Annotated in this window: 13 protein-coding genes; 10 read left to right on the top strand and 3 right to left on the bottom strand. The window is 69.8% G+C overall.

The features are described from left to right. Positions 1–12: 12 nt before the first annotated feature. The 3 genes from JTE92_RS05935 to JTE92_RS05925 form a co-directional block, all read right to left on the bottom strand. Positions 13–798, bottom strand: coding sequence for a crotonase/enoyl-CoA hydratase family protein (locus tag JTE92_RS05935; protein WP_063239352.1), 786 nt, complete (start codon positions 796–798; stop codon positions 13–15). A gap of 71 nt (positions 799–869) precedes the next feature. After that, positions 870–2,048: a CaiB/BaiF CoA transferase family protein gene (locus JTE92_RS05930; RefSeq protein ID WP_063239353.1), complete on the bottom strand. Its 1,179-nt coding sequence runs from the start codon at positions 2,046–2,048 to the stop codon at positions 870–872. 9 nt (positions 2,049–2,057) lie between these two features. Then, on the bottom strand, positions 2,058–3,062 hold the full coding sequence (locus JTE92_RS05925; protein ID WP_063239354.1) for a Bug family tripartite tricarboxylate transporter substrate binding protein: 1,005 nt from the start codon (positions 3,060–3,062) through the stop codon (positions 2,058–2,060). 345 nt (positions 3,063–3,407) lie between these two features. Here JTE92_RS05925 and JTE92_RS05920 point away from each other — a divergent pair, with 345 nt between their 5' ends. From JTE92_RS05920 to JTE92_RS05875, 10 genes are all read left to right on the top strand, one after another. Beyond that, a complete protein-coding gene (locus tag JTE92_RS05920; protein WP_063239355.1) occupies positions 3,408–4,382 on the top strand; it encodes a Bug family tripartite tricarboxylate transporter substrate binding protein in 975 nt (324 codons plus the stop codon). A 59-nt stretch (positions 4,383–4,441) separates the two neighbouring features. Further along, positions 4,442–6,622, top strand: coding sequence for an acetate--CoA ligase family protein (locus JTE92_RS05915; protein ID WP_063239356.1), 2,181 nt, complete (start codon positions 4,442–4,444; stop codon positions 6,620–6,622). Between the two features lie 6 nt (positions 6,623–6,628). Further along, a complete protein-coding gene (locus tag JTE92_RS05910; protein WP_063239357.1) occupies positions 6,629–7,798 on the top strand; it encodes an acyl-CoA dehydrogenase family protein in 1,170 nt (389 codons plus the stop codon). A gap of 3 nt (positions 7,799–7,801) precedes the next feature. Continuing rightward, positions 7,802–8,938, top strand: coding sequence for an acyl-CoA dehydrogenase family protein (locus JTE92_RS05905; protein WP_063239358.1), 1,137 nt, complete (start codon positions 7,802–7,804; stop codon positions 8,936–8,938). A gap of 237 nt (positions 8,939–9,175) precedes the next feature. Further along, positions 9,176–10,222: a Bug family tripartite tricarboxylate transporter substrate binding protein gene (locus JTE92_RS05900; protein WP_063239359.1), complete on the top strand. Its 1,047-nt coding sequence runs from the start codon at positions 9,176–9,178 to the stop codon at positions 10,220–10,222. Between the two features lie 82 nt (positions 10,223–10,304). Beyond that, positions 10,305–14,198: a LuxR C-terminal-related transcriptional regulator gene (locus tag JTE92_RS05895; protein ID WP_063239360.1), complete on the top strand. Its 3,894-nt coding sequence runs from the start codon at positions 10,305–10,307 to the stop codon at positions 14,196–14,198. Between the two features lie 268 nt (positions 14,199–14,466). After that, a complete protein-coding gene (locus JTE92_RS05890) occupies positions 14,467–15,378 on the top strand; it encodes an SDR family NAD(P)-dependent oxidoreductase (RefSeq protein ID WP_063239361.1) in 912 nt (303 codons plus the stop codon). Positions 15,379–15,412: 34 nt separating this feature from the next. Next, complete coding sequence (locus tag JTE92_RS05885; RefSeq protein ID WP_063239362.1) at positions 15,413–16,636, top strand: acyl-CoA dehydrogenase; 1,224 nt, start codon at positions 15,413–15,415, stop codon at positions 16,634–16,636. Between the two features lie 15 nt (positions 16,637–16,651). Beyond that, positions 16,652–17,800: an acyl-CoA dehydrogenase family protein gene (locus JTE92_RS05880; protein ID WP_063239363.1), complete on the top strand. Its 1,149-nt coding sequence runs from the start codon at positions 16,652–16,654 to the stop codon at positions 17,798–17,800. Continuing rightward, a complete protein-coding gene (locus JTE92_RS05875) occupies positions 17,797–18,252 on the top strand; it encodes a MaoC family dehydratase (RefSeq protein WP_063239364.1) in 456 nt (151 codons plus the stop codon). The genes JTE92_RS05880 and JTE92_RS05875 overlap by 4 nt, the downstream gene beginning before the upstream one ends. The last annotated feature ends 114 nt before the right edge of the window (positions 18,253–18,366 follow it).

Raw genomic sequence — 18,366 nt, 5'->3', positions numbered from 1 at the left:
CCAGTCCCTCTCTCAGCGCTTCAGCTTTGCCATGTAGCTGTCGAGCGCAGCCTCATGGTCGTTGGTGTGGTGCGCCAGCGCCTGGAATCCGGCCGACATTTCGAGGATGGTGTCGAGGCGCGTGTGCTGGCCTTCCTTAAGCAGCCGCTTGGCCATGCGCAGCGCGTGACCGGGGTTGACGGCGATGCGCTGTGCCAGCTCCATCGTCGTCGGCATCAGCGCCTCCGGCGGGACCACGCGCGAGACCAGTCCCCATTCCAGCGCCTGCGCGGCGTCGATGGTATCGCCGGTGAAGCACAGTTCCGCTGCACGCGACATACCCACGGCACGCGGCAGCAGCCACGCGCCGCCATCGCCCGGAATCAGGCCGAGCTTGACGAAGGTGGCGGCGAACACGGCCTTTTCGGAGGCGATGCGGATGTCGCACGTGCAAACGAGGTCATTGCCCGCGCCGAGCGCCGGACCGTTCACTGCCGCGATGACGGGGACTTCAAGGTTCGACAGCGCCAGCGGCAGGCGCTGGATGCCGTCGCGGTAGGCATAGCGCGCCATCACCGGCTCGCCCGACTCGCGCCCGAACGTGGCGCGCAGGCTCTTCAGGTTGCCGCCGGACGAGAAGGCGGAACCGGCGCCGGTCAGCACCACGACGCGCACGGAATGATCGCGGTTGACGGCTTCGCACATGTCGACCAGCGCCTCCACGGCGTCGTTGTCGGACAGCGCATTGCGCGTCTCGGGCCGGTTCATGGTGACGATGGCGATGGCGCCTTCGCGTTGGATAGTGAGGAAATTGCTCATGACAGACTTTGGTGTTGAATGCGGGTGGCCTCGGCCGTGTTCAGGCAGCGGCCGGGGCAGGGGACGCGGTGTCAGCGCTGCTGGCATTTCTCCGACACGGCGCGCGCGGCGTCGATGCGGTCCGGCGGCAGCCAGCCCGCCAGGACCCGGTCGATCCCGGCGACGTCCGGCACACGCGGCGCCGAGGGCGGCACCGAAGGCGTGCGGCTGAAGCGCGGCGCGGGCGCCGGATGCATGATGCCGTCCACCTCGACGAAGGTGCCGCGCGCGCGCAGGTGCGGGTGGTGCGGTGCCTCGTGGTAATTGAGCACAGGGGCAAAGCAGGCGTCGGTGCCATCGAGCAGGGCGCACCATTCGTCGCGCGTGCGGGTGCGGAAGACCTCGGCCAGTGCCGTGCTTCCCGCTTCCCAGCTGGCGGGGTCGTTCTGGTCGCCGAGGCTCGCAGGGTCCACGCCGATGCGGGTGAGCAGGTCGCGGTAGAAGCGCGCCTCGATGGGGCCGACCGAGATCCAGCCGCCGTCCTTGCACTGGTAGACGTTGTAGAAATGCGCACCGGAATCGAGCACGTTCGTGCCGCGCTCCGGGCGCCACTGGCCGGCGGCGGCGAGGCCGAAGAACACCGCGCCCAGCGCGGCGGCGCCGTCGACGATGGCGGCATCCACCACCTGTCCCTTGCCGGACTTGCCTGCCTCGATCAGCGCGGCCAGCACGCCCGCGACGAGGAACATGCCGCCGCCGGCGAAGTCGCCGAGGTAGGCCGGCGGAATGGCCGGCGGGCCGCCGCGCTGGCCGATGGCGTTGAGCGCACCGGTCAGGGCGATGTAGTTGACGTCATGCCCCGCCGCGCTGGCGAGCGGACCGCTCTGGCCCCAGCCGGTGACGCGGCCGTACACGAGCCGCGGATTGCGCGCCATGCACGCGTCGGGGCCCAGGCCCATGCGCTCGGTGACGCCGGGGCGAAAGCCTTCGATCAGCGCGTCGGCGTTCTCCAACAGTTCCAGCACGGTCGCCACGGCCTCGGGGTCCTTCAGGTCGAGCACGAGCGACTTGCGGTTGCGCAGCATGAGGTCGTACCGGCGTTCGCGCTTGACGCCGAGATCGACCTCGCCCGGACGCTCGATGCGCAGCACCTCCGCGCCCATGTCGGCGAGCATCATGCCGGCCAGCGGGCCGGGGCCGATGCCGGCCAGTTCGATGATCCGGATGCCCGCGAGCGGGCCCTTCCTGGTTTCCTGGTCAGTTGAGTGCATGTCGTTGCTCTACTCCACGGGGATGCCGGCGGTCTTTACGATGTCGCGCGTGCGCTGGATTTCGGCGAGCTGGAAGTCGCGCAGGCGGCCGGTGCTGCCGGTGTACACGGTGCCGCCCAGGCCCTCGACGAATTTCACGCCGGCGGGCGCCTGCAGGGCCGCACGCACGGCGTCCGACAGGCTCCTGATGATCGGCGCGGGCACGTTGGCAGGCGCGAAGAGACCGGTCCACGCCGAAACGTCGAAGCCCGGCGCGCCGCTTTCGGCCACGGTGGGGATCTCGGGGAGTTCCTTCAGCCGATGGGTGTCGGTGACCGCGAGGGCGCGCAGGCGGCCGGCCCGGATCAGGGGCGTGACCGCGCTGATCTCGGCCATGGAGTAGTCCACCTGGCCGGCGGCGACGTCGGTCATGGCTGGCGCGGTGCCCTTGTAGGCGATCGGGGCGGCGTGGATGCCGAAGCGCTCGTTGAGCAGTTCGATGAACACCTGGTAGCCGGGGCTGCCGGCAGCGTAGTTGAGCTTGCGGGGCGCCTTGCGCGCGGCGTCGACCAGTTCCGCGAGCGTCCGGAACGGAGAGGCCGCCGGCACCACCACGACGAGCGCGAAGCGCGCAATGCGTTCCACCGGCGCGAAGTCCTTGACGGGGTCGTACGGCAGGTTCCTGAACAGGGCGACATTGGTCACCATGGTCGAGTTGCTGCCGACGAACAGCGTGTAGCCGTCCGGCGCTGCCTCGGCCGCGGCGCGCGCGCCGATGAAACCATTGGCGCCCGGGCGGTTCTCCACCACGAACGGCTGGTGGAACTTCGCCGAGAGTGCCTGTGCGACAAAGCGCGCGGTCGTGTCCGTGCCGCTGCTCGGCGGCAGCGAGACCACGATCTTGACGGGGCGGTTCGGGTAGGCCGCCTGGGCCAGGGCAGGTTGTATCCACGCTGACGCCGCGGCCAGAGCGCCCAACGCCACACATGCCGCCATGAGGCGCCAGCGCCGCCAATGCGGCAGATGAAAGTCCATGTCGTCTCCTTGGTTCCCTTGTCGTATTCGTGATCCTGCGAAGGCCGGCACGCGGACCTTTCAGGGGGTACGACAGATGCTAAGAACCTGGCGACGCTCTGAAAAATACTTTCGGTATGTCGATCAATACATGCGATGTATCGGCGGCTGGCTTGCCCGCCGCAGTGAGGCGCCCGCGAACGGGCATGCCGCGACATATCCGCATAAGCGCCTTCATCCCCCCTGAGTCGGGGAGGCTCGTGCCGCCCGGGGGCCGTCAATGATGGTTGCACCGAGGGCGCGCCGAGACGCTCCGCCAGAACGCCGGACCACCCGGGCCGGCGGATCTTCCCAGAGAGGAGACACATGTCCATGCAGCACATGAAGGCGCTGTTGCCGGCCCTGGCAATGGCATGGAGTGCGGCCAGCCTGGCGCAGGCGTATCCCGCAAGACCCGTGACGCTGATCGTGCCGGCCGCCCCGGGAGGGGTGGTGGACGCCATCGGGCGCGCGTATGCCGACGAGTTCGGCCGGCACACCGGCCAGCCCATGGTGGTGCTCAACAAGCCTGGCGCCTCCGCCACGCTGGGCACGCAGATGGCGGCCCGCGCCGCGCCGGACGGCTACACGCTGCTGATGACGCAGTCCACCTCGATCCTCAACGCGCCGTTGATCAAGAAGGTGCCCTACGATGCGCGGCGCGACCTGGCCTTCATCACGCAGGTCGCCACGGCGAGCCTCGTGGCCGCCGTGAGCCGGGACGTGCCGGCGCGCAACATGCAGGAGTTCGTGACGTGGGCCAGCGCCAACCAGGGCAAGGTCAACTACGGCTCGTTCGGCACGGGCGGCGGCGCGCACATCGTCACCGCCTACCTGAGCAGCTCGCGCGGCCTCGGCATGTCGCACATTCCGTTTCCCAGCGAAACGCAGGAAGTGCAGGCCCTGGCCGGTGGATCGGTGCAGATTGCCATTGCCTCCGCCGGCGCGCTGGCGCCTCACGTGGCCAGCGGCCGGGTGCGCATGCTGGCCGTGATCGGCGAGAAGCGCCTGCCGGGCCTGCCCGACGTGCCAACGCTGTCCGAGTCGGGATTCCGCGACCCGGAATTCCGCCCGCAGTCCTGGATCGTGATGATGGCGCCGGCCGCCACGCCGCCCGACGTGCTGGCGTTCGTCGAAAAGACCTCGCGCGAGATCATCCGTTCCACGCCGCTGCGCGCGCGGTTCCAGGCTTACGGGCTGGCGCCGGTGGGCAACAGTTCGGCCGAATTCCGCCACAACTTCGAAACGCTGATGCCGGTGATGGAGCGCCTGATCCAGGCCTCCGGCGCAGCCGCGGAATAACCGCCGGCCGGCGCAGGCCGCCGGCCTTTCCATGCAGTGGTGTATCGAAGGAGCGTCCGTTGCGTCCAGATATTCCCGCAGTTCCCGCCATTTCCGCCATTCCCGCAGGCATCCGCTCGCTGGATGCCGTCTTCCGCCCCCGCTCCATCGCCGTGATCGGCGCGTCGGACGACCCCACGCGCATCAGCGGCCGCCCGATCGCCTATGCGCTGCGCTACGGGTACGAGGGCGCGATCTACCCGATCAACCCGTCGCGCAGCACCGTGCAGGGACTGCCGGCATTCCCGAGCCTGCGCGAGGCGCCGGACGGCATCGACTGCGCCATCATCGCGCTGCCCACCGGGCTGGTCATCGACACGCTCAGGCAGTGCGCGGACAAGGGCATCCGCGCCGTGGTCCTGTTCACGAGCGGCTTCGCCGAACTGGGCGAGGCGGGGCGCGAACTCCAGGAGGCCGTCACCCGGACCGCGAGGGAGCACGGCATCCGCCTGCTCGGCCCCAACGTGATCGGCTGCTACTGCCTTAGCCGCAAGACCTTCGTGACGTTTCTCGGCAACCTGGAATGCGTGCTGCCGCCAGGCAAGCCGCGCATCGGCCTGGTCAGCCAGAGCGGCGGCTACGGCGCGCATATCCACATGCTGGCGATGCAGCGCGGGCTCGCGGTCGATCAGGTGGTGACGACCGGCAACGAGGCCGACATCGAGTTCGGCGAGGTCATGGCGTGGATGGCGGAAAGCGCGGAGGTCGACATCATCGTCGGCTACATAGAAGGCATCCGCTCGAAGGCATCGTTCCTGCGGGGGCTGGCGGCGGCGCACCGGCGCCGCAAGCCGGTGGTGCTGATGAAGGTGGGCGCCACCGAGGCCGGCGCGGCGGCGGCGGCGTCGCACACCGCCGCGCTGGCGGGCGCGGACGACATCTACGATGCCGTGCTGCGCGAGTACGGTGCCTACCGCGCGCAGTCGAGCGAAGAGGTGCTGGATGTGGTCTACGCGCTCAGCGCCGGCAAGCCGCTGCGCAAGCGCCGGCTGGGCGTGGCGACCATCTCCGGCGGCGCGGGCGTGCAGATTGCCGACTTCGCCTGCGCCGCGGGCCTCGCGCTGCCCGCGCCGCCGGCCGCGACGCAGCAGGCGCTGCGCGAGATCGTGCCGTTCGGTTCGCCGGCCAATCCCGTCGACATGACCGCGCAGATTTCCAATGAGCCCGGCATCTTCGCCGCCACGCTGGATGCCCTGCTCGATGCCGGCTATGACTCGATCCTGATGTGGCTCGGCCCGGCGGTCGGGAATGCGCGTGCCGGCGGGCCCATCCGCGAGACGGTGGAACGCATTGCCGCGCGCCGGCCGGACGTGCTGCAGACGATCAGCCTCATCGGCGGGCCGGAACTGGTCCGGCCCTACGAGGTGGCAGGCTGCCTGCTGTTCGAAGAACCTTACCGCGCCATCCGCGCGCTTGCCGCGCTGGAATTCTTCGAGGGGGTGTTCTCGCGGCCGTTGCCGCAGCGTCCCGACGTGGCGCAGATGCCGCTGCTGGAAGCGGGCACCGCGTACAACGAGGCCGACGCCAAACGGCTGCTGGCGTGCGCCGGCGTGCCATTGCCCGACGAGCGGCTCGTCCGCACGCCGGAAGAAGCCGCCGACGCGGCGCGCCGGATCGGCCGGCCGGTGGCCGTCAAGGTCGTGTCGGCGGATATCCGGCACAAGTCCGACGTCGGCGGCGTGGCGCTGTCGCTCGCGTCGCCGGAGGCGGTTGCGGAAACGGTGCGGCGCATGGCGCGCGCGATCCCGCTCCGCGTGCCCGGCGCGCACATCGACGGCTTCCTGGTTTCCCCGATGTTGCAGGACGGCGTGGAGTGCATCGTCGGCGTGCATGCCGACCCGCTGTTCGGCCCGGTGATGATGTTCGGACTTGGCGGCGTGCTGGTGGAGGTCGTGCAGGACGTGGCGTTCGCGCTGGCGCCGCTCGACGAGGCCGGCGCGCTGGACCTGATCCGGCGCGTCAAGGGACACCGCCTGCTGACCGGCTTCCGTGGCCGGCCGCCGGCCGACGTGCCGGCCCTGGCGCGCGCGATCGCCGGCATCTCCCGTCTTGCCGCCCGCAATGCCGACCGGCTGCTGGCCCTCGAAGTCAATCCGCTTTGCGTCCTGCCCGAAGGGCAGGGCGTGGTGGCGCTCGATGCCGTGGTGCAGACCGGACGCACCCGCCTTGCCCAGCCATCCCACCACAACCACCACGACTGAGGGACCATGGACCTTCGCCTCACCCCATCCCAGCTCGCCTTTCGTGACGAAGTCCGCGCCTTCATTGCGGCGCGTCTTCCGGCAACCATGCGCGAGCGGCTGCGTCGCGGCATGCGCGCCCGCATGGAAGACATGGCCGCGTGGCACCAGGTGCTCAACGAGCGCGGCTGGGTCGCGCCGCACTGGCCGCCCGAGTACGGCGGCGCCGGCCTCGGCATTGCCGAGCGCGTGATCCTCACCGACGAACTGTACCGCGCGTGCGCGCCGCAGCCGCTGATCACGAACATCGGCATGCTCGGTACGGTGCTGCTGCGCTACGGCACCGCCGCGCAGAAGTCGTATTTCCTGCCGAAGCTACTCAGCATGGAGACGATCTTCTGCCAGGGCTTCTCGGAACCCAATGCCGGCTCCGACCTGACCTCGCTGAAGACGCGAGCGGTCCGCGAGGGCGGCCACTACGTCGTGGACGGCCAGAAGATCTGGACCTCGCATGCCCACGACGCCAACTGGATGTTCGCGCTGGTGCGCACCGGGCAGGGCGAGCGCAAGCAGGACGGCATCTCGTTCCTGCTGATCGACCTGCGCAGCCCGGGCGTGTCGGTGCGGCCGATCCGGACCATGGACGGCTACCGCACGGTCAACGAGGTGTTCTTCGACGGCACCCGCGTGCCCGCGGAAAACCTGGTGGGCGAGGAGGGGCGTGGCTGGGACTGCGCCAGATACCTGCTGAACAGCGAGCGCAGCAGCGTGGCCAATGTCGGCCTCTGCTGGGAGCGCCTGTCCTGCGCGCGCGAACTCGCGACAACCGTGCGCCAGGGCAAGCGCTACCTGATCGACGATCCGTCGCTGCGCGCCGAACTGGCCCGGCTGGGCGCGGAAATCCGGGCGCTGGAGCTGACCAACTGGCGCTTCCTGCTCGATCCCGACATCGCGCGCACGAACCCCGGCTTCGCCTCCGTCCTCAAGCTGAAGGGATCGGAGACGATGCAGGCGCTGACCACCCTGATCGCGCGCATCGCCGGCCCCGCCGGGCTGGAGCGGCACGATCTCGACACCGCCGTCCCGGACACGATGGGTGCAGCGCTCTGGGGCTACTTCTTCTACCGCGCCGCGACCATCTTCGGCGGCTCCAGCGAAGTCCAGAAGGACATTCTCGCCAAGGCAACCCTGGGTTGAACCATGAACTTCGATCTGAACGATGAGCAGCGCCAGCTTGCCGACAGCCTGTCGCGCCTGCTGGCAGACCACTATGGATTCGAGCGGCGCCGGGCGCTGGGCCGCACCGGGACCGGCACCGACCCGGAAACCTGGACGCGCCTGGCCAGCCTGGGCGTCACCGCGCTCGGCATTCCCGAAACGTTCGGTGGCCTCGGCGGCGGCGCGGAAGACCGGCTGCCGGTCATGCAGGCGCTGGGGCGGGCGCTGGTGATCGAGCCCTACCTGGCCTCGGCCGTGCTTGCCACCACCGCCGTGCGCGAGGCCGGCACCGCGGCGCAGAAGGCGGCGCTGCTGCCGGGCCTGGCCGACGGCACGCTGCGGCTTGCCTGGGCGCACGACGAGTCGGCTGGCCGGCATGCCCCGCTGTGGGTCGAAACGACCGCGCATGCCGGGCCTGACGGCTGGCGGCTCGATGGCGGAAAGGCTGGCGTGCTGCACGGCGCCGAGGCGTCACGCCTCGTGGTCACGGCGCGCGTGCGCGGCGAGGCGGAGGACGAGGACGGGCTGGCGTTGTTCATCGTCGATCCGAAGGATGATGGCGTGGCAATGCGTGCGTATCGCCTGCTCGACGACACGGCGGCGGCGGACGTGTCGCTGCACCACGCACGGGCGGAGCCGCTGGGCGATCCCGCCGGCACCGCCTGCGCAGCTTCCGCGATCCGCGCCGTCGCGGCGGCCGGCATTGCGGCCGCCTGCGCCGATGTGGTCGGCGCGATGGAGGCGGCGCTGGCGCTGACGACCGACTACGTGCGCACGCGCCGCCAGTTCGGCCGCCCCATCGGTGATTACCAGGCGATGCGGCACCGGATTGCCGACATGTGCGTGAGCGTCGAACTGGCGCGCAGCATGGCGGTCGCCGCCGCGCTGGCGAGCGACGAGCCGGGGCACGAAGACGCCGCCACCGAGCTGTCGCGCGCCAAGGTGATCATCGGCACTCACGCGCGCTCGGTCTGTCATGCCGCGATCCAGGCGCATGGCGGTATCGGCATGACCGAGGAATACGCGGTCGCGCATTGCCTGCGGCGCATCCACGTCATGGAGCAGCTGTTTGGCGATGGCGAGGCGCATGTCCGGCGGCTGGCCGAAACGCTGCCTTGATACCGGGTGGCGGGTCGTTCCCTTCCGGACCCTACTGTCATTCCGACGGTGGTTGACTGAACAGCATTCGGACCGGAGTAGGGGTTTTCCTACGGTATATGGCGGAGTTCTACGAAAAGACGTAGTATCAATCATCGATATCTGGTTGATTGCCACGATATCTCGTAGAAATCATGGCGATACAAGGCACCGAGGATCCGGCAAGAGACCGGTGCGATACACAGGAGATGGTTGGACATGCAGTCACAAATCCGGAACCGGCATCCCCGGTTCTCCCGCCTCGCCCGCCTTCCGGGGCGCTTCAGGACAACCCTGGCGGCGGCAGCCGCCGTCGCGTGCGGCCTTGCCGCCGCGACGGGCGCAACGCCCGCGCGTGCCCAGGACGGGTATCCCGCCAGGCCGGTCACGATGGTGGTGCCCGCGCCGCCAGGCGGCATCACCGACCAGCTGGCCCGGCTGGTCGCCTCGCATATGGCCAGGGACTTCGGCATCCAGGTGGTGATCGACAACCGGGGCGGCGCCGGCGGCAACATTGCCGCGGAAATCGGCGCGCGTGCGCAGCCTGACGGCTACACGGTCCTGATGGGCACGCAGGGCATGGTTGCCGGCAACCAGTTCCTGTACAAGTCGCTGCGCTTCGATCCGGAGAAGGACTTCGTCGCGGCGCAAGGCCTGGTCACCATTCCCAATATCCTGGTGGTGAACAGCCAGTTGCCGTTCCGCTCGGTCAGGGACCTGGTCACGTACGCCAGGGCCAATCCCGGCAAGCTGACCGTGGCGTCGGTGGGCAACGGCACGGGGACGCACCTCGCCGCCGAACTGTTCCAGGCCCAGGCAGGAGTGAAGTTCGTTCACATCCCCTACAAGGGCAGCGCGCCCGTCATCAATGACCTGCTGGCGGGACAGGTCGACATGACCTTCGACTACCCCGTTTCCACGCTGCCGCAGATCCAGGCCGGCAAGCTGCGCGCGCTCGCGGTCACGGGCAAGGCCCGCCTGCCCGCGCTGGCGCAGGTGCCGACCGTGGCCGAGGCCGGCTATCCCGGCGCCGAAGCCACGTCGTGGATCGGCCTGTTCTTCCCCGCCCGCACCAGTGCGGCCGTCGTGGCCAGGTGGCAGGCCGATATCGGCCGTCTGCTGGCCGATCCGGCGGTGATCGCCGAGATCCAGCGGATGGGCGCCGCGCCGCTGCCGCTTGGCGGCGAACGGTTCCACAGCTTCGTGGCATCCGAACGCGGCAAGTGGAAGGCCATCATCCAGCGCTCCGGCGCCAGCATCGACTGAGCCCGGCTTCCCCGACACCCAGGCAGTCCCCGGCCGCCCCGGCATGGCGCGGCGCAGGGCTGCCCCATCGGCAGAGGCGCATATGCGTGTAGCACCCCAGATCATCCTGACCGACCAGGATCGCTCCCAGCTCGAAACACTTGCCACCGCGCCGGAGACCCCGGCCAAGGTGGCGCAGCGCGCCCGCATCATCCTGCTGGCGGCGCAAGGCGAGCAAAACAAGATGATCGCGCCCCGCCTCGGCATCGGGCGCGCGCAGGTCGCGCGCTGGCGCGAGCGCTATGCCCACGCCGGGCTTGGCGGCATCCTGCATGACCTCCCGCGCGGCGCGCCGCCCGTCAGGGTGGACATGACGAGGCTGGCGAGGCTGACCGGCGCGGACGGCCCCGACGCGCCGCGCGGCTGGAGCATGCGCGGCGTGGCGGCGGAACTGGGCGTCAGCGCCGCAAGCGTCTCGCGCCACTGGCGCGCGGCGGGACTTGCTTCCGGCTTCACAGGCCGTGCAACCGGCCCGACGCCGTTCCGCTTCAGCGGGCGGGCTGTCGAAATCGTCGCCCTCTACGCCGCCGGGCCCGAACATGCGCTGGTGCTGGCGTTCGACGAGCATGCGCATCCGCTGGCCGATGGTGGCACGTCGGCGGCGGGGGGGCAGAACCTGCGCTCGCTGCCGGCGCACCAGCGCAGCCTTGCCGCGTCGCTGCTGACGGCGCTGCGGATGCTAGACGGCGGGATTGGCGATACCGGCGCCGGCGGCGGCCAGCACGAAAGCTGGCTGGGCTTCCTGCGCGACGTGGAGGCGGCCACGCCCGCGGACCGGCACATCTGGGTCCTGTCGGACAACTACGCCAGCCACCAGCATGCGGACGTCCAGCACTGGGTCCGGCGCCATCCGCGCGTGATGGTGCAACTGGCGCCCAACGGCGCCGCCTGGCTGCGCATGGTGCAGCGGTTCCTGTGCGATGCGCAGACGGTGCGCCGGTCGAGCTTCCCGGCCGCCATCCCGGAGGCCCTGGCAGCCATCGAGGCAGCTGCGCGGTCGCGCAGCGCCACGCCGTATCGCTGGATCCGCCAGACCGTGCCGCACGGTCTGGCGGGCGGCCATGCGCTGGATATGGCGGATGCGCCGGACGTTCCGCAGGAGCCGCAAGGCACGAGCCAGCTGCTGCCGCCCGGCCATGCCGTGGCCGAGGGCGAGCGTCCCATCCTGCCGATCACCAGCACCAAGGTGCTGCCGCCGCGCGGCGCCCGGCAACTGATGCCGCGCGAAGCGCTGATGGGCCGCCTGCTCGACGCCCGCCGACACCGCTGCGTGATGATCCAGGGCCAGGCGGGAAGCGGCAAGACCAGCACGCTGATGGCGTGGCGCAAGGCCATGATCTCGCTGGGCTACGACGTCTGCTGGCTGTCGCTGGCGGCCGAGGACAACGAGCCGGCGCGCTTCCTCGACTACCTGCTCGCCAGCATTGCCGAGGCCGATCCCGCCGCCGCGCGCGAAGCCTCGCAAGTGGTGGCCGCCGGGCAGGTGGCCGCCGGGCACGACGCGGCCGAGATCGAACTGTGGGCGATCACGCTGGTGCAGGGCCTGGCCCGGCGCCAGCGCGAACTGGTGCTGATGATCGATGACCTGCACCATGTCTCCGACCCAGCCATCCTGCTGGCGCTGCAGTGGCTGCTGGAGTACGCCCCGCCGCAACTGCACGTGGCGCTGGCCTCGCGCACGGCGCTGGACCTGTCGATGGAGCGCCTGCGCCTGCAGAACCAGCTTGCGGAATTCGACATGCGCGACCTGCGCTTCTCGCCCGAGGAATCCGCGCGCTACCTGCGTGACCAGCTCGGCAGCATCTCCGGCAGCGACGCCGCGGCGCTGCATGCGCTGACGGACGGCTGGGCAGCGGGGTTGCAACTGTTTGCCATCGGCCTGCGCACCCGGCAGGCCGGCAGCTACCCGGTGACGCAGGTGCGCGACGCCCGGGCGTTCGCCAGCTTCTTCGAGCGCGAAGTGCTGGTCCGGCTCGCGCCCGACGATCTCGACATGCTGACCCGCGTGGCCATCTGCCAGCGCTTCTGCGTGCCCCTGTGCGCGGAAATCCTCGGGCAGCCGCAGGCTGCGGCGGACATCAAGGCGCGCGTGGCGCGGATGGTGGCCGACCATCTGTTCATCACCGTGGTCGGCAGCCACGACAACGAAACCTGGTACCGCATTCATCCGCTGCTGCGCGAAACGCTGCTCGGCTACCTGGCGGCCCGCGACGAAGCGGAGATCCGCGCGCTGCACGCCACAGCCTGGCGCTGGTTCGACGCCCGCGGCCACCTCGACGAGGCCGTGCTGCACGCCGTGAGCGCGGGCGAGCCGGACGCCGCCGCGACGCTGGTCGAAGGGCGCGCGCAGGCGCTGCTGGTCGGCGGCGAACTGAGCCAGGTGGCGGGCCTGCTGCGCATGCTGCCGGAAGAGCAGGTCAGGGGCAGCTTCCGCCTGCATGTGGCCCACGCCTACATGCTCCTCTACGCGCGCGATTTCGACGGCCTGCGCCGCAGCCTCGACGAGATGGACGCGCAGCGCGCCAGCCTCGGCGCGGCCGGGTGCTATACCGTGTCGCTGCTGCGCGCGGGCATGGCGCTGCAACTCGACGATATCGACGCCGCGGCGGCGCTGCTGCCGGAAATCTGGAACGCGCCGCCGGATGCCGGCGATTTCACCTGGCTTGCCCGCGCCAACGCGCTGTCCTGGCTGCTGATCCAGCGCGGCGAGCACGACCTGGCGCGTGGCATCCTGGAAGAGGCCGACCTGCGCAGCCGTTCTCCGCGCAGCCGCCAGTTCGGCCGCTGCGTCCACGCGCTCAGCCTGGTGCGCGAAGGGCAGATCCGCCAGGCCTGCAAGATCGTGCGCGAGGTGCTGGCCGAAGCCGAGGGGTGTGGCGCGGGCTATGTGGCGATGGCGAGCATGGCCGCCGGGCTGCTGGCCGATGCGCTGTACGAGCTGAACGAAACCGAGGCGGCCTGCCAGCTGCTGGAGCCGCGCATCGGCATGGTGGAGCGCACGTCGTTGCCGGAGGTGGTGCTGCGGGCCAGCCTGGTGCTGTCGAATTCGCACTGGATCGCCGGGCGGCGCCAGCAGGCGCTGGCCTGTCTCGACCGGCTGGAGGCGTATGCGGTGCGCTACGGCCTGGACCGGCTGCTGGCCGAGGCGCTGGTGCAACGGTTGCGCCGGCATCTCCAGCAGGGCGCGATGGAGCGGGCCAGCATCGTCCTCGAATGCGTGCGCGGGCTTGCGCAACGCCACACCGCTTCGGGCTCGGGTTCAGGCTCGGATTCAGGCTCGGATTCAGGCTCGGATTCGGGCTCGGGTTCGGGCCCTGAGCGGGCCCGCGCGCTCGCCCACGCGGCCGAGCGCGCGGCGATCGACATGGCCTTGCACACCCGCGATTTCGCCGGGGCGCTGGAGCGCATCCAGCCGTTGCTCGACGCCAGCGAGCAGGGACCCGCCACGGCCAGCCTGCGCCTGCAGCTTGCCGTGGCGCGGCAGGGGCTGGGCGAGGGTGCGGCGGCGCGGCAGGACTTCGTGGCAGCCTGCCGCCTGGGCCACGGGCTGGGTTTGTCGCGCACGCTGCTGGACGCGCTGGAGGTCATGTCGGACGCTACCGACACCCTTGTCCGCGAGCCGCTGCCGGACCCAGTGCTCGGCTTCTACGTGCAGCGCCTGCTGGCCGCGCATCGCACGGCGGCGAGCGACCGCGGCGCCGCCGATGCCGGGCCGCAGAACGGCCCCATCGCCCAGCTGAGCGAGCGGGAGCGGGAGATCCTGTACCTGCTGGCACAGGCGATGTCCAACAAGAAGATCGCGAGGGTCCTGAACGTCTCCGCCGAGACGGTCAAATGGCATCTCAAGAACATCTACGCCAAGCTGGGCGTCGGCGGCCGCGGCGGCGCCGCCGCGCTGCTGCGCGACGTGATGGGGCCGGGCGTGGTGCCTGCCTGATCCTGCCGCTTTCCTGTCCCTGTCCCTGTCCACGCCCGCTCCATGCGGGCGTGTTGTTCTGGGCGAATTGCGGATTGCCGGAGTGGTCCGATAGCGCGCCTCACGCGGCGGGTGGTGGTGGCGCGCGGACCATACAGGTGCTTATCCGCAAGCCATAAGCTCCGCTCCTCCCCACGCCACCCGAGTCGGGGAGTACCCGCTGCGGACCCGCCGGCCAATCATGGACACACACCTTTCGTTCAACCCGATTTACTGGAGTGTCCAAGACATGAGCCTGCTTGAAGGGAAAGTCATCATCGTGACCGGCGCTGGCGCCGGCGTGGGCAAGGGCATCGCGCTGGAGGCGGCCCGCCAGGGTGCGCGCGTGATCGTCAACGACATCGGCGTCAATATCGACGGCTCGGGCGGCAGCGCCAGCCCCGGCGAACAGGTCGTCGCGGAAATCCGCGCGGCCGGCGGCGAGGCCGCGGTCAGCACCGACAGCGTGGCCGACTGGAACGCCGCGCAGAAGATCGCCCAGCAGGCCATGGACCTGTACGGCCGCATCGATGGCGTGGTCAACAACGCCGGCAACCTGCGCGACGTCCTCTTCCACAAGATGAGCGAAGAAGAGTTCGACGCCGTGATCGCGGTACACCTGAAGGGCAGCTGGAACGTCTCCCGCGCGGTGGCGCCGCATTTCAAGGCGCAGGAGAGCGGCGCCTTCGTCCACATGACCTCGACCACCGGCCTGATCGGCAACTTCGGCCAGGCCAACTATGCGGCGGCCAAGCTGGGGATCGTCGCGCTGTCGAAGTCCATCGCCATCGACATGCAGAAGTTCAACGTGCGTTCCAACTGCATCGCGCCGTTCGCCTTCACGCGCATGGTGGACAGCGTGCCGGCCAACACGCCGGAAGCGCTGGAACGCCGCAAGGTCAACATGCGCCTCGAGGCCGGCAAGATCGCGCCGTTCACGCTGGCCCTGCTGACCGACGAAGCAAAGCACGTCAACGCCCAGGTCTTCGGCGTGCGCAACAACGAGATCTTCCTGTTCTCGCAACCGCGCCCGATCCGCGCCGCCCACAACAGCGATGGCTGGACGGTGCAGTCCTGCCTGGATCGAGCCATTCCGATGCTCAAGAGCCAGTTCGTCCCGTTCGAGCTGTCGCGCGACATCTTCACCTGGGACCCGGTCTGACCACGGCTGGCAACGGCTTCAAAGGAGCAATGCAATGGATTTCGAGCCCGATCTCGGCCTGGAGGCGTTCCGCCAGGAAGTGCGCGCTTTCCTGCGCGAGAGCCTGCCCGCCGACCTGGCCGGCAGGCCGCGCAGCGGCACCCGCTCGGCGCGCGCGGACCTGACGCGCTGGCAGGGCATCCTGAACCAGCGTGGCTGGGGCGCGCCGTCCTGGCCGAAAGAGCATGGCGGCACCGGCTGGTCGGTGCTGCAGCGGCTGATCTTCGACGAGGAATGTGTGGCCGCCGGCGCCCCGTCGTCGGATACCGCAGCCCAGCGCCTGCTGGGACCGGTGCTGAACGCCTTCGGCACGCCGGCGCAGCGGGCCGAGCATATCCCGCACATGCTGAGCGGCGAGCGCCAGTGGTGCCAGGGCTTCTCGGAGCCGGGTTCCGGCTCCGACCTCGCCTCGCTGCGCACGCGCGCCGTTCTTGATGTGGAGGGGGAAGGCGACCACTACGTGGTCAACGGCCAGAAGATCTGGACCACCTGTGCTCACCGCGCCGACTGGATCTTCCTGCTGGTGCGCACCGATCCCGAGGCGAAGAAGCAGGCCGGCATCACCTTCCTGCTGGTGGACATGAAGTCGCCCGGCATCACGGTGCGGCCGATCCGCAGCATCGACGGCTGCCACCACCTGAACGAGACCTTCTTCGAAGACGTCAGGGTGCCCGTGGCCAACCGCGTGGGCGAGGAAGGGGCAGGGTGGAGCATCACCAAGTTCCTGCTCAACAACGAACACGCGACGGCGGCCGACCTGCCGATGCTGCGCCGCTATCTGGCGCAGGTGCGCAGTCTCGCCGCGCGCAAGGATGTCAGCGGCCGCACGCTGGCGCAGCGGCACGAGTTCGCGCTGCGGCTGGCGCGCTACGAGGCGGAGCTGAATGCCATCGCCATGCTGGTGCAGCGCGTGGCGTCGATGGAGGAAGACCACAGCCCGGCCGCCCACGCGATGGGCTCCATGCTGAAGATCCGCGGCACGGAGCTGCAGCAGGCCATGAGCACCTTCCTGGTGGAAGCGCTGGGCGACTACGGCGCCGTGGCATACCCGACGCTGGACGACGAGGATGGCCATGGCGACGCCAGAGCCGCGCTGCCCATGCAGGACCTGGGCCGGGGCATCGCCAGCGAGATGTTCTTCCGGCGTGCCTCGACCATCTATGGCGGCACCAGCGAAGTCCAGCGGACCATCATCGCCAAGTCGCTGTTCAATTTCTGAAGGCAGTCACCGAGCATGAAATTCAACCTGAATGATGAGCAAGGCCTGCTGCGCGACAGCGTGCGGCGCTTTGTCGACAAGGAATACGACCTCGCGGCGCGCACGGCACGCCTGCGCAGCGGCGAGCCGTGCCATGCCGGCCATTGGCAGACCTTCGCCGATAACGGCTGGCTGGCCGCGGCGCTGCCGGAAGCGGCGGGCGGACTGGGCGGCAATGTCATCGACATGGCGCTGATCAGCGCCGAGTTCGGCCGCGGCCTGGTGATCGAGCCGTGGCTCGGCAGCGCCGTGCTGGCGCCGCAGACGGTGCTGGCAGGCGGATCTGCGCAGCAACGCGAAGCGCTGCTGCCCGCCGTGGCGGACGGCTCGCGCCGGCTGGCGCTGGCCTACAGCGAAAGCCAGTCGCGCGGCTTCATCGGCCCGGTCCTGACGCGCGCCACGCCCGCGCCGGGCGGCTATACGCTGCACGGCACCAAGACGCTGGTGCTAGGCGGCCGCGACGCCGACGCCTTCGTGGTCTCGGCCGACGTGGCCGGTGCGGGCACCAGCCTGTTCGTGGTGGAGGCCGGACAGGAAGGCGTGAAGCGGCGTTCGCTGCCCCTGCATGACGGCAGCTGGGCCGCCGAAGTGACCTTCGACGGCGTCTTCGTGCCGGCCGACGCGCTGCTCGGCGAGGCCGGCAATGGCGAGGCCGCGCTGCGCCAGGGCCTGGCGCATGGCATCGCCGCGCTGTGCGCCGAGCTGGTGGGCGCCATGGAAAAGGCCATCGAGATCACGGCGGACTACCTGAAGGTGCGCAAGCAATTCGGCGTGGCGATCGGCAGCTTCCAGTCGCTGCAGCACCGGATGTCCGACATGGCCGCCGAGATGGAAGTCGCGCGCTCGATGCTTTATGTGCTGCTGGCGGCCATCGACAACGACAGTCCCGACCTGGACCGCACCGTGTCGCAGGCAAAGAGCCTGGTGGTGCGCGCCGCGCGCTATGTGTGCGGACAGGCCATCCAGCTGCACGGCGGCATCGGCATGACCGAGGAGTATCCCGTCGGCCACTACTTCAAGCGCGCCGTCGTGGCGGACGCGCTGTTCGGCAATGCCGACATGCACGACGCGCGCAACGCCGAGGCATGGCAGGCATCCCTGACTGAAAAGGAAGAGCAAGCATGAAGACCTACGAGAACATCGCCGATCTCCAGCCGCTGGTGGGAGAGGTCATCGGCACGAGCGAATGGCTGGCGCTGGATCAGGCCCGCATCAATATGTTCGCCGACGCCACGGGCGACCACCAGTGGATTCACGTCGACGTCGAGCGCGCCAAGAACGGCCCGTTCGGCGCGCCGATCGCCCACGGTTTCCTGACGCTGAGCCTGCTGCCGGCCTTCACGCACTCCGCATACCGGATCCGGAACAGCAGCACGGGAGTCAACTACGGCCTCGACAAGGTGCGGTTTCCCGCTCCGGTTCCGGTCGACAGCCTGCTGCGTGCGCAGTTCAGGCTGGTGTCGTATGAGCCGCTGGACAACGGCGGCGCCCAGTTCAAGGTCGAGATGACCGTGGAGCGGCAGGGCGGCAGCAAGCCCGTGTGCATCGCGGAATCGATCCTGCGGCGCTTCCCGTAATTTACGCAACATCCTAACGCGTAGCGCGCCGCGAGGTGACGACGGGCAGGTCTGCTGGCAGGCCGCCCGTCTTTTGCCATTCCGGCACCCCCGGCAAGCGGAACGCCCCCCCAA

Origin of the sequence: Cupriavidus oxalaticus (assembly GCF_016894385.1) — a bacterium.
GTDB classification, from domain to species: domain Bacteria; phylum Pseudomonadota; class Gammaproteobacteria; order Burkholderiales; family Burkholderiaceae; genus Cupriavidus; species Cupriavidus oxalaticus.
This window is presented reverse-complemented; position numbering and strand designations above follow the sequence as displayed.

Excerpts from the sequence above, each read along its gene's own strand:
- JTE92_RS05935 (WP_063239352.1), bottom strand. The coding sequence starts at position 798 with ATGAGCAATTTCCTCACTATCCAACGCGAAGGCGCCATCGCCATCGTC.
- JTE92_RS05930 (WP_063239353.1), bottom strand. The coding sequence starts at position 2,048 with ATGCACTCAACTGACCAGGAAACCAGGAAGGGCCCGCTCGCGGGCATC.
- JTE92_RS05925 (WP_063239354.1), bottom strand. The coding sequence starts at position 3,062 with ATGGACTTTCATCTGCCGCATTGGCGGCGCTGGCGCCTCATGGCGGCA.
- JTE92_RS05920 (WP_063239355.1), top strand. The coding sequence starts at position 3,408 with ATGTCCATGCAGCACATGAAGGCGCTGTTGCCGGCCCTGGCAATGGCA.
- JTE92_RS05910 (WP_063239357.1), top strand. The coding sequence starts at position 6,629 with ATGGACCTTCGCCTCACCCCATCCCAGCTCGCCTTTCGTGACGAAGTC.
- JTE92_RS05905 (WP_063239358.1), top strand. The coding sequence starts at position 7,802 with ATGAACTTCGATCTGAACGATGAGCAGCGCCAGCTTGCCGACAGCCTG.
- JTE92_RS05900 (WP_063239359.1), top strand. The coding sequence starts at position 9,176 with ATGCAGTCACAAATCCGGAACCGGCATCCCCGGTTCTCCCGCCTCGCC.
- JTE92_RS05895 (WP_063239360.1), top strand. The coding sequence starts at position 10,305 with ATGCGTGTAGCACCCCAGATCATCCTGACCGACCAGGATCGCTCCCAG.
- JTE92_RS05890 (WP_063239361.1), top strand. The coding sequence starts at position 14,467 with ATGAGCCTGCTTGAAGGGAAAGTCATCATCGTGACCGGCGCTGGCGCC.
- JTE92_RS05885 (WP_063239362.1), top strand. The coding sequence starts at position 15,413 with ATGGATTTCGAGCCCGATCTCGGCCTGGAGGCGTTCCGCCAGGAAGTG.
- JTE92_RS05880 (WP_063239363.1), top strand. The coding sequence starts at position 16,652 with ATGAAATTCAACCTGAATGATGAGCAAGGCCTGCTGCGCGACAGCGTG.
- JTE92_RS05875 (WP_063239364.1), top strand. The coding sequence starts at position 17,797 with ATGAAGACCTACGAGAACATCGCCGATCTCCAGCCGCTGGTGGGAGAG.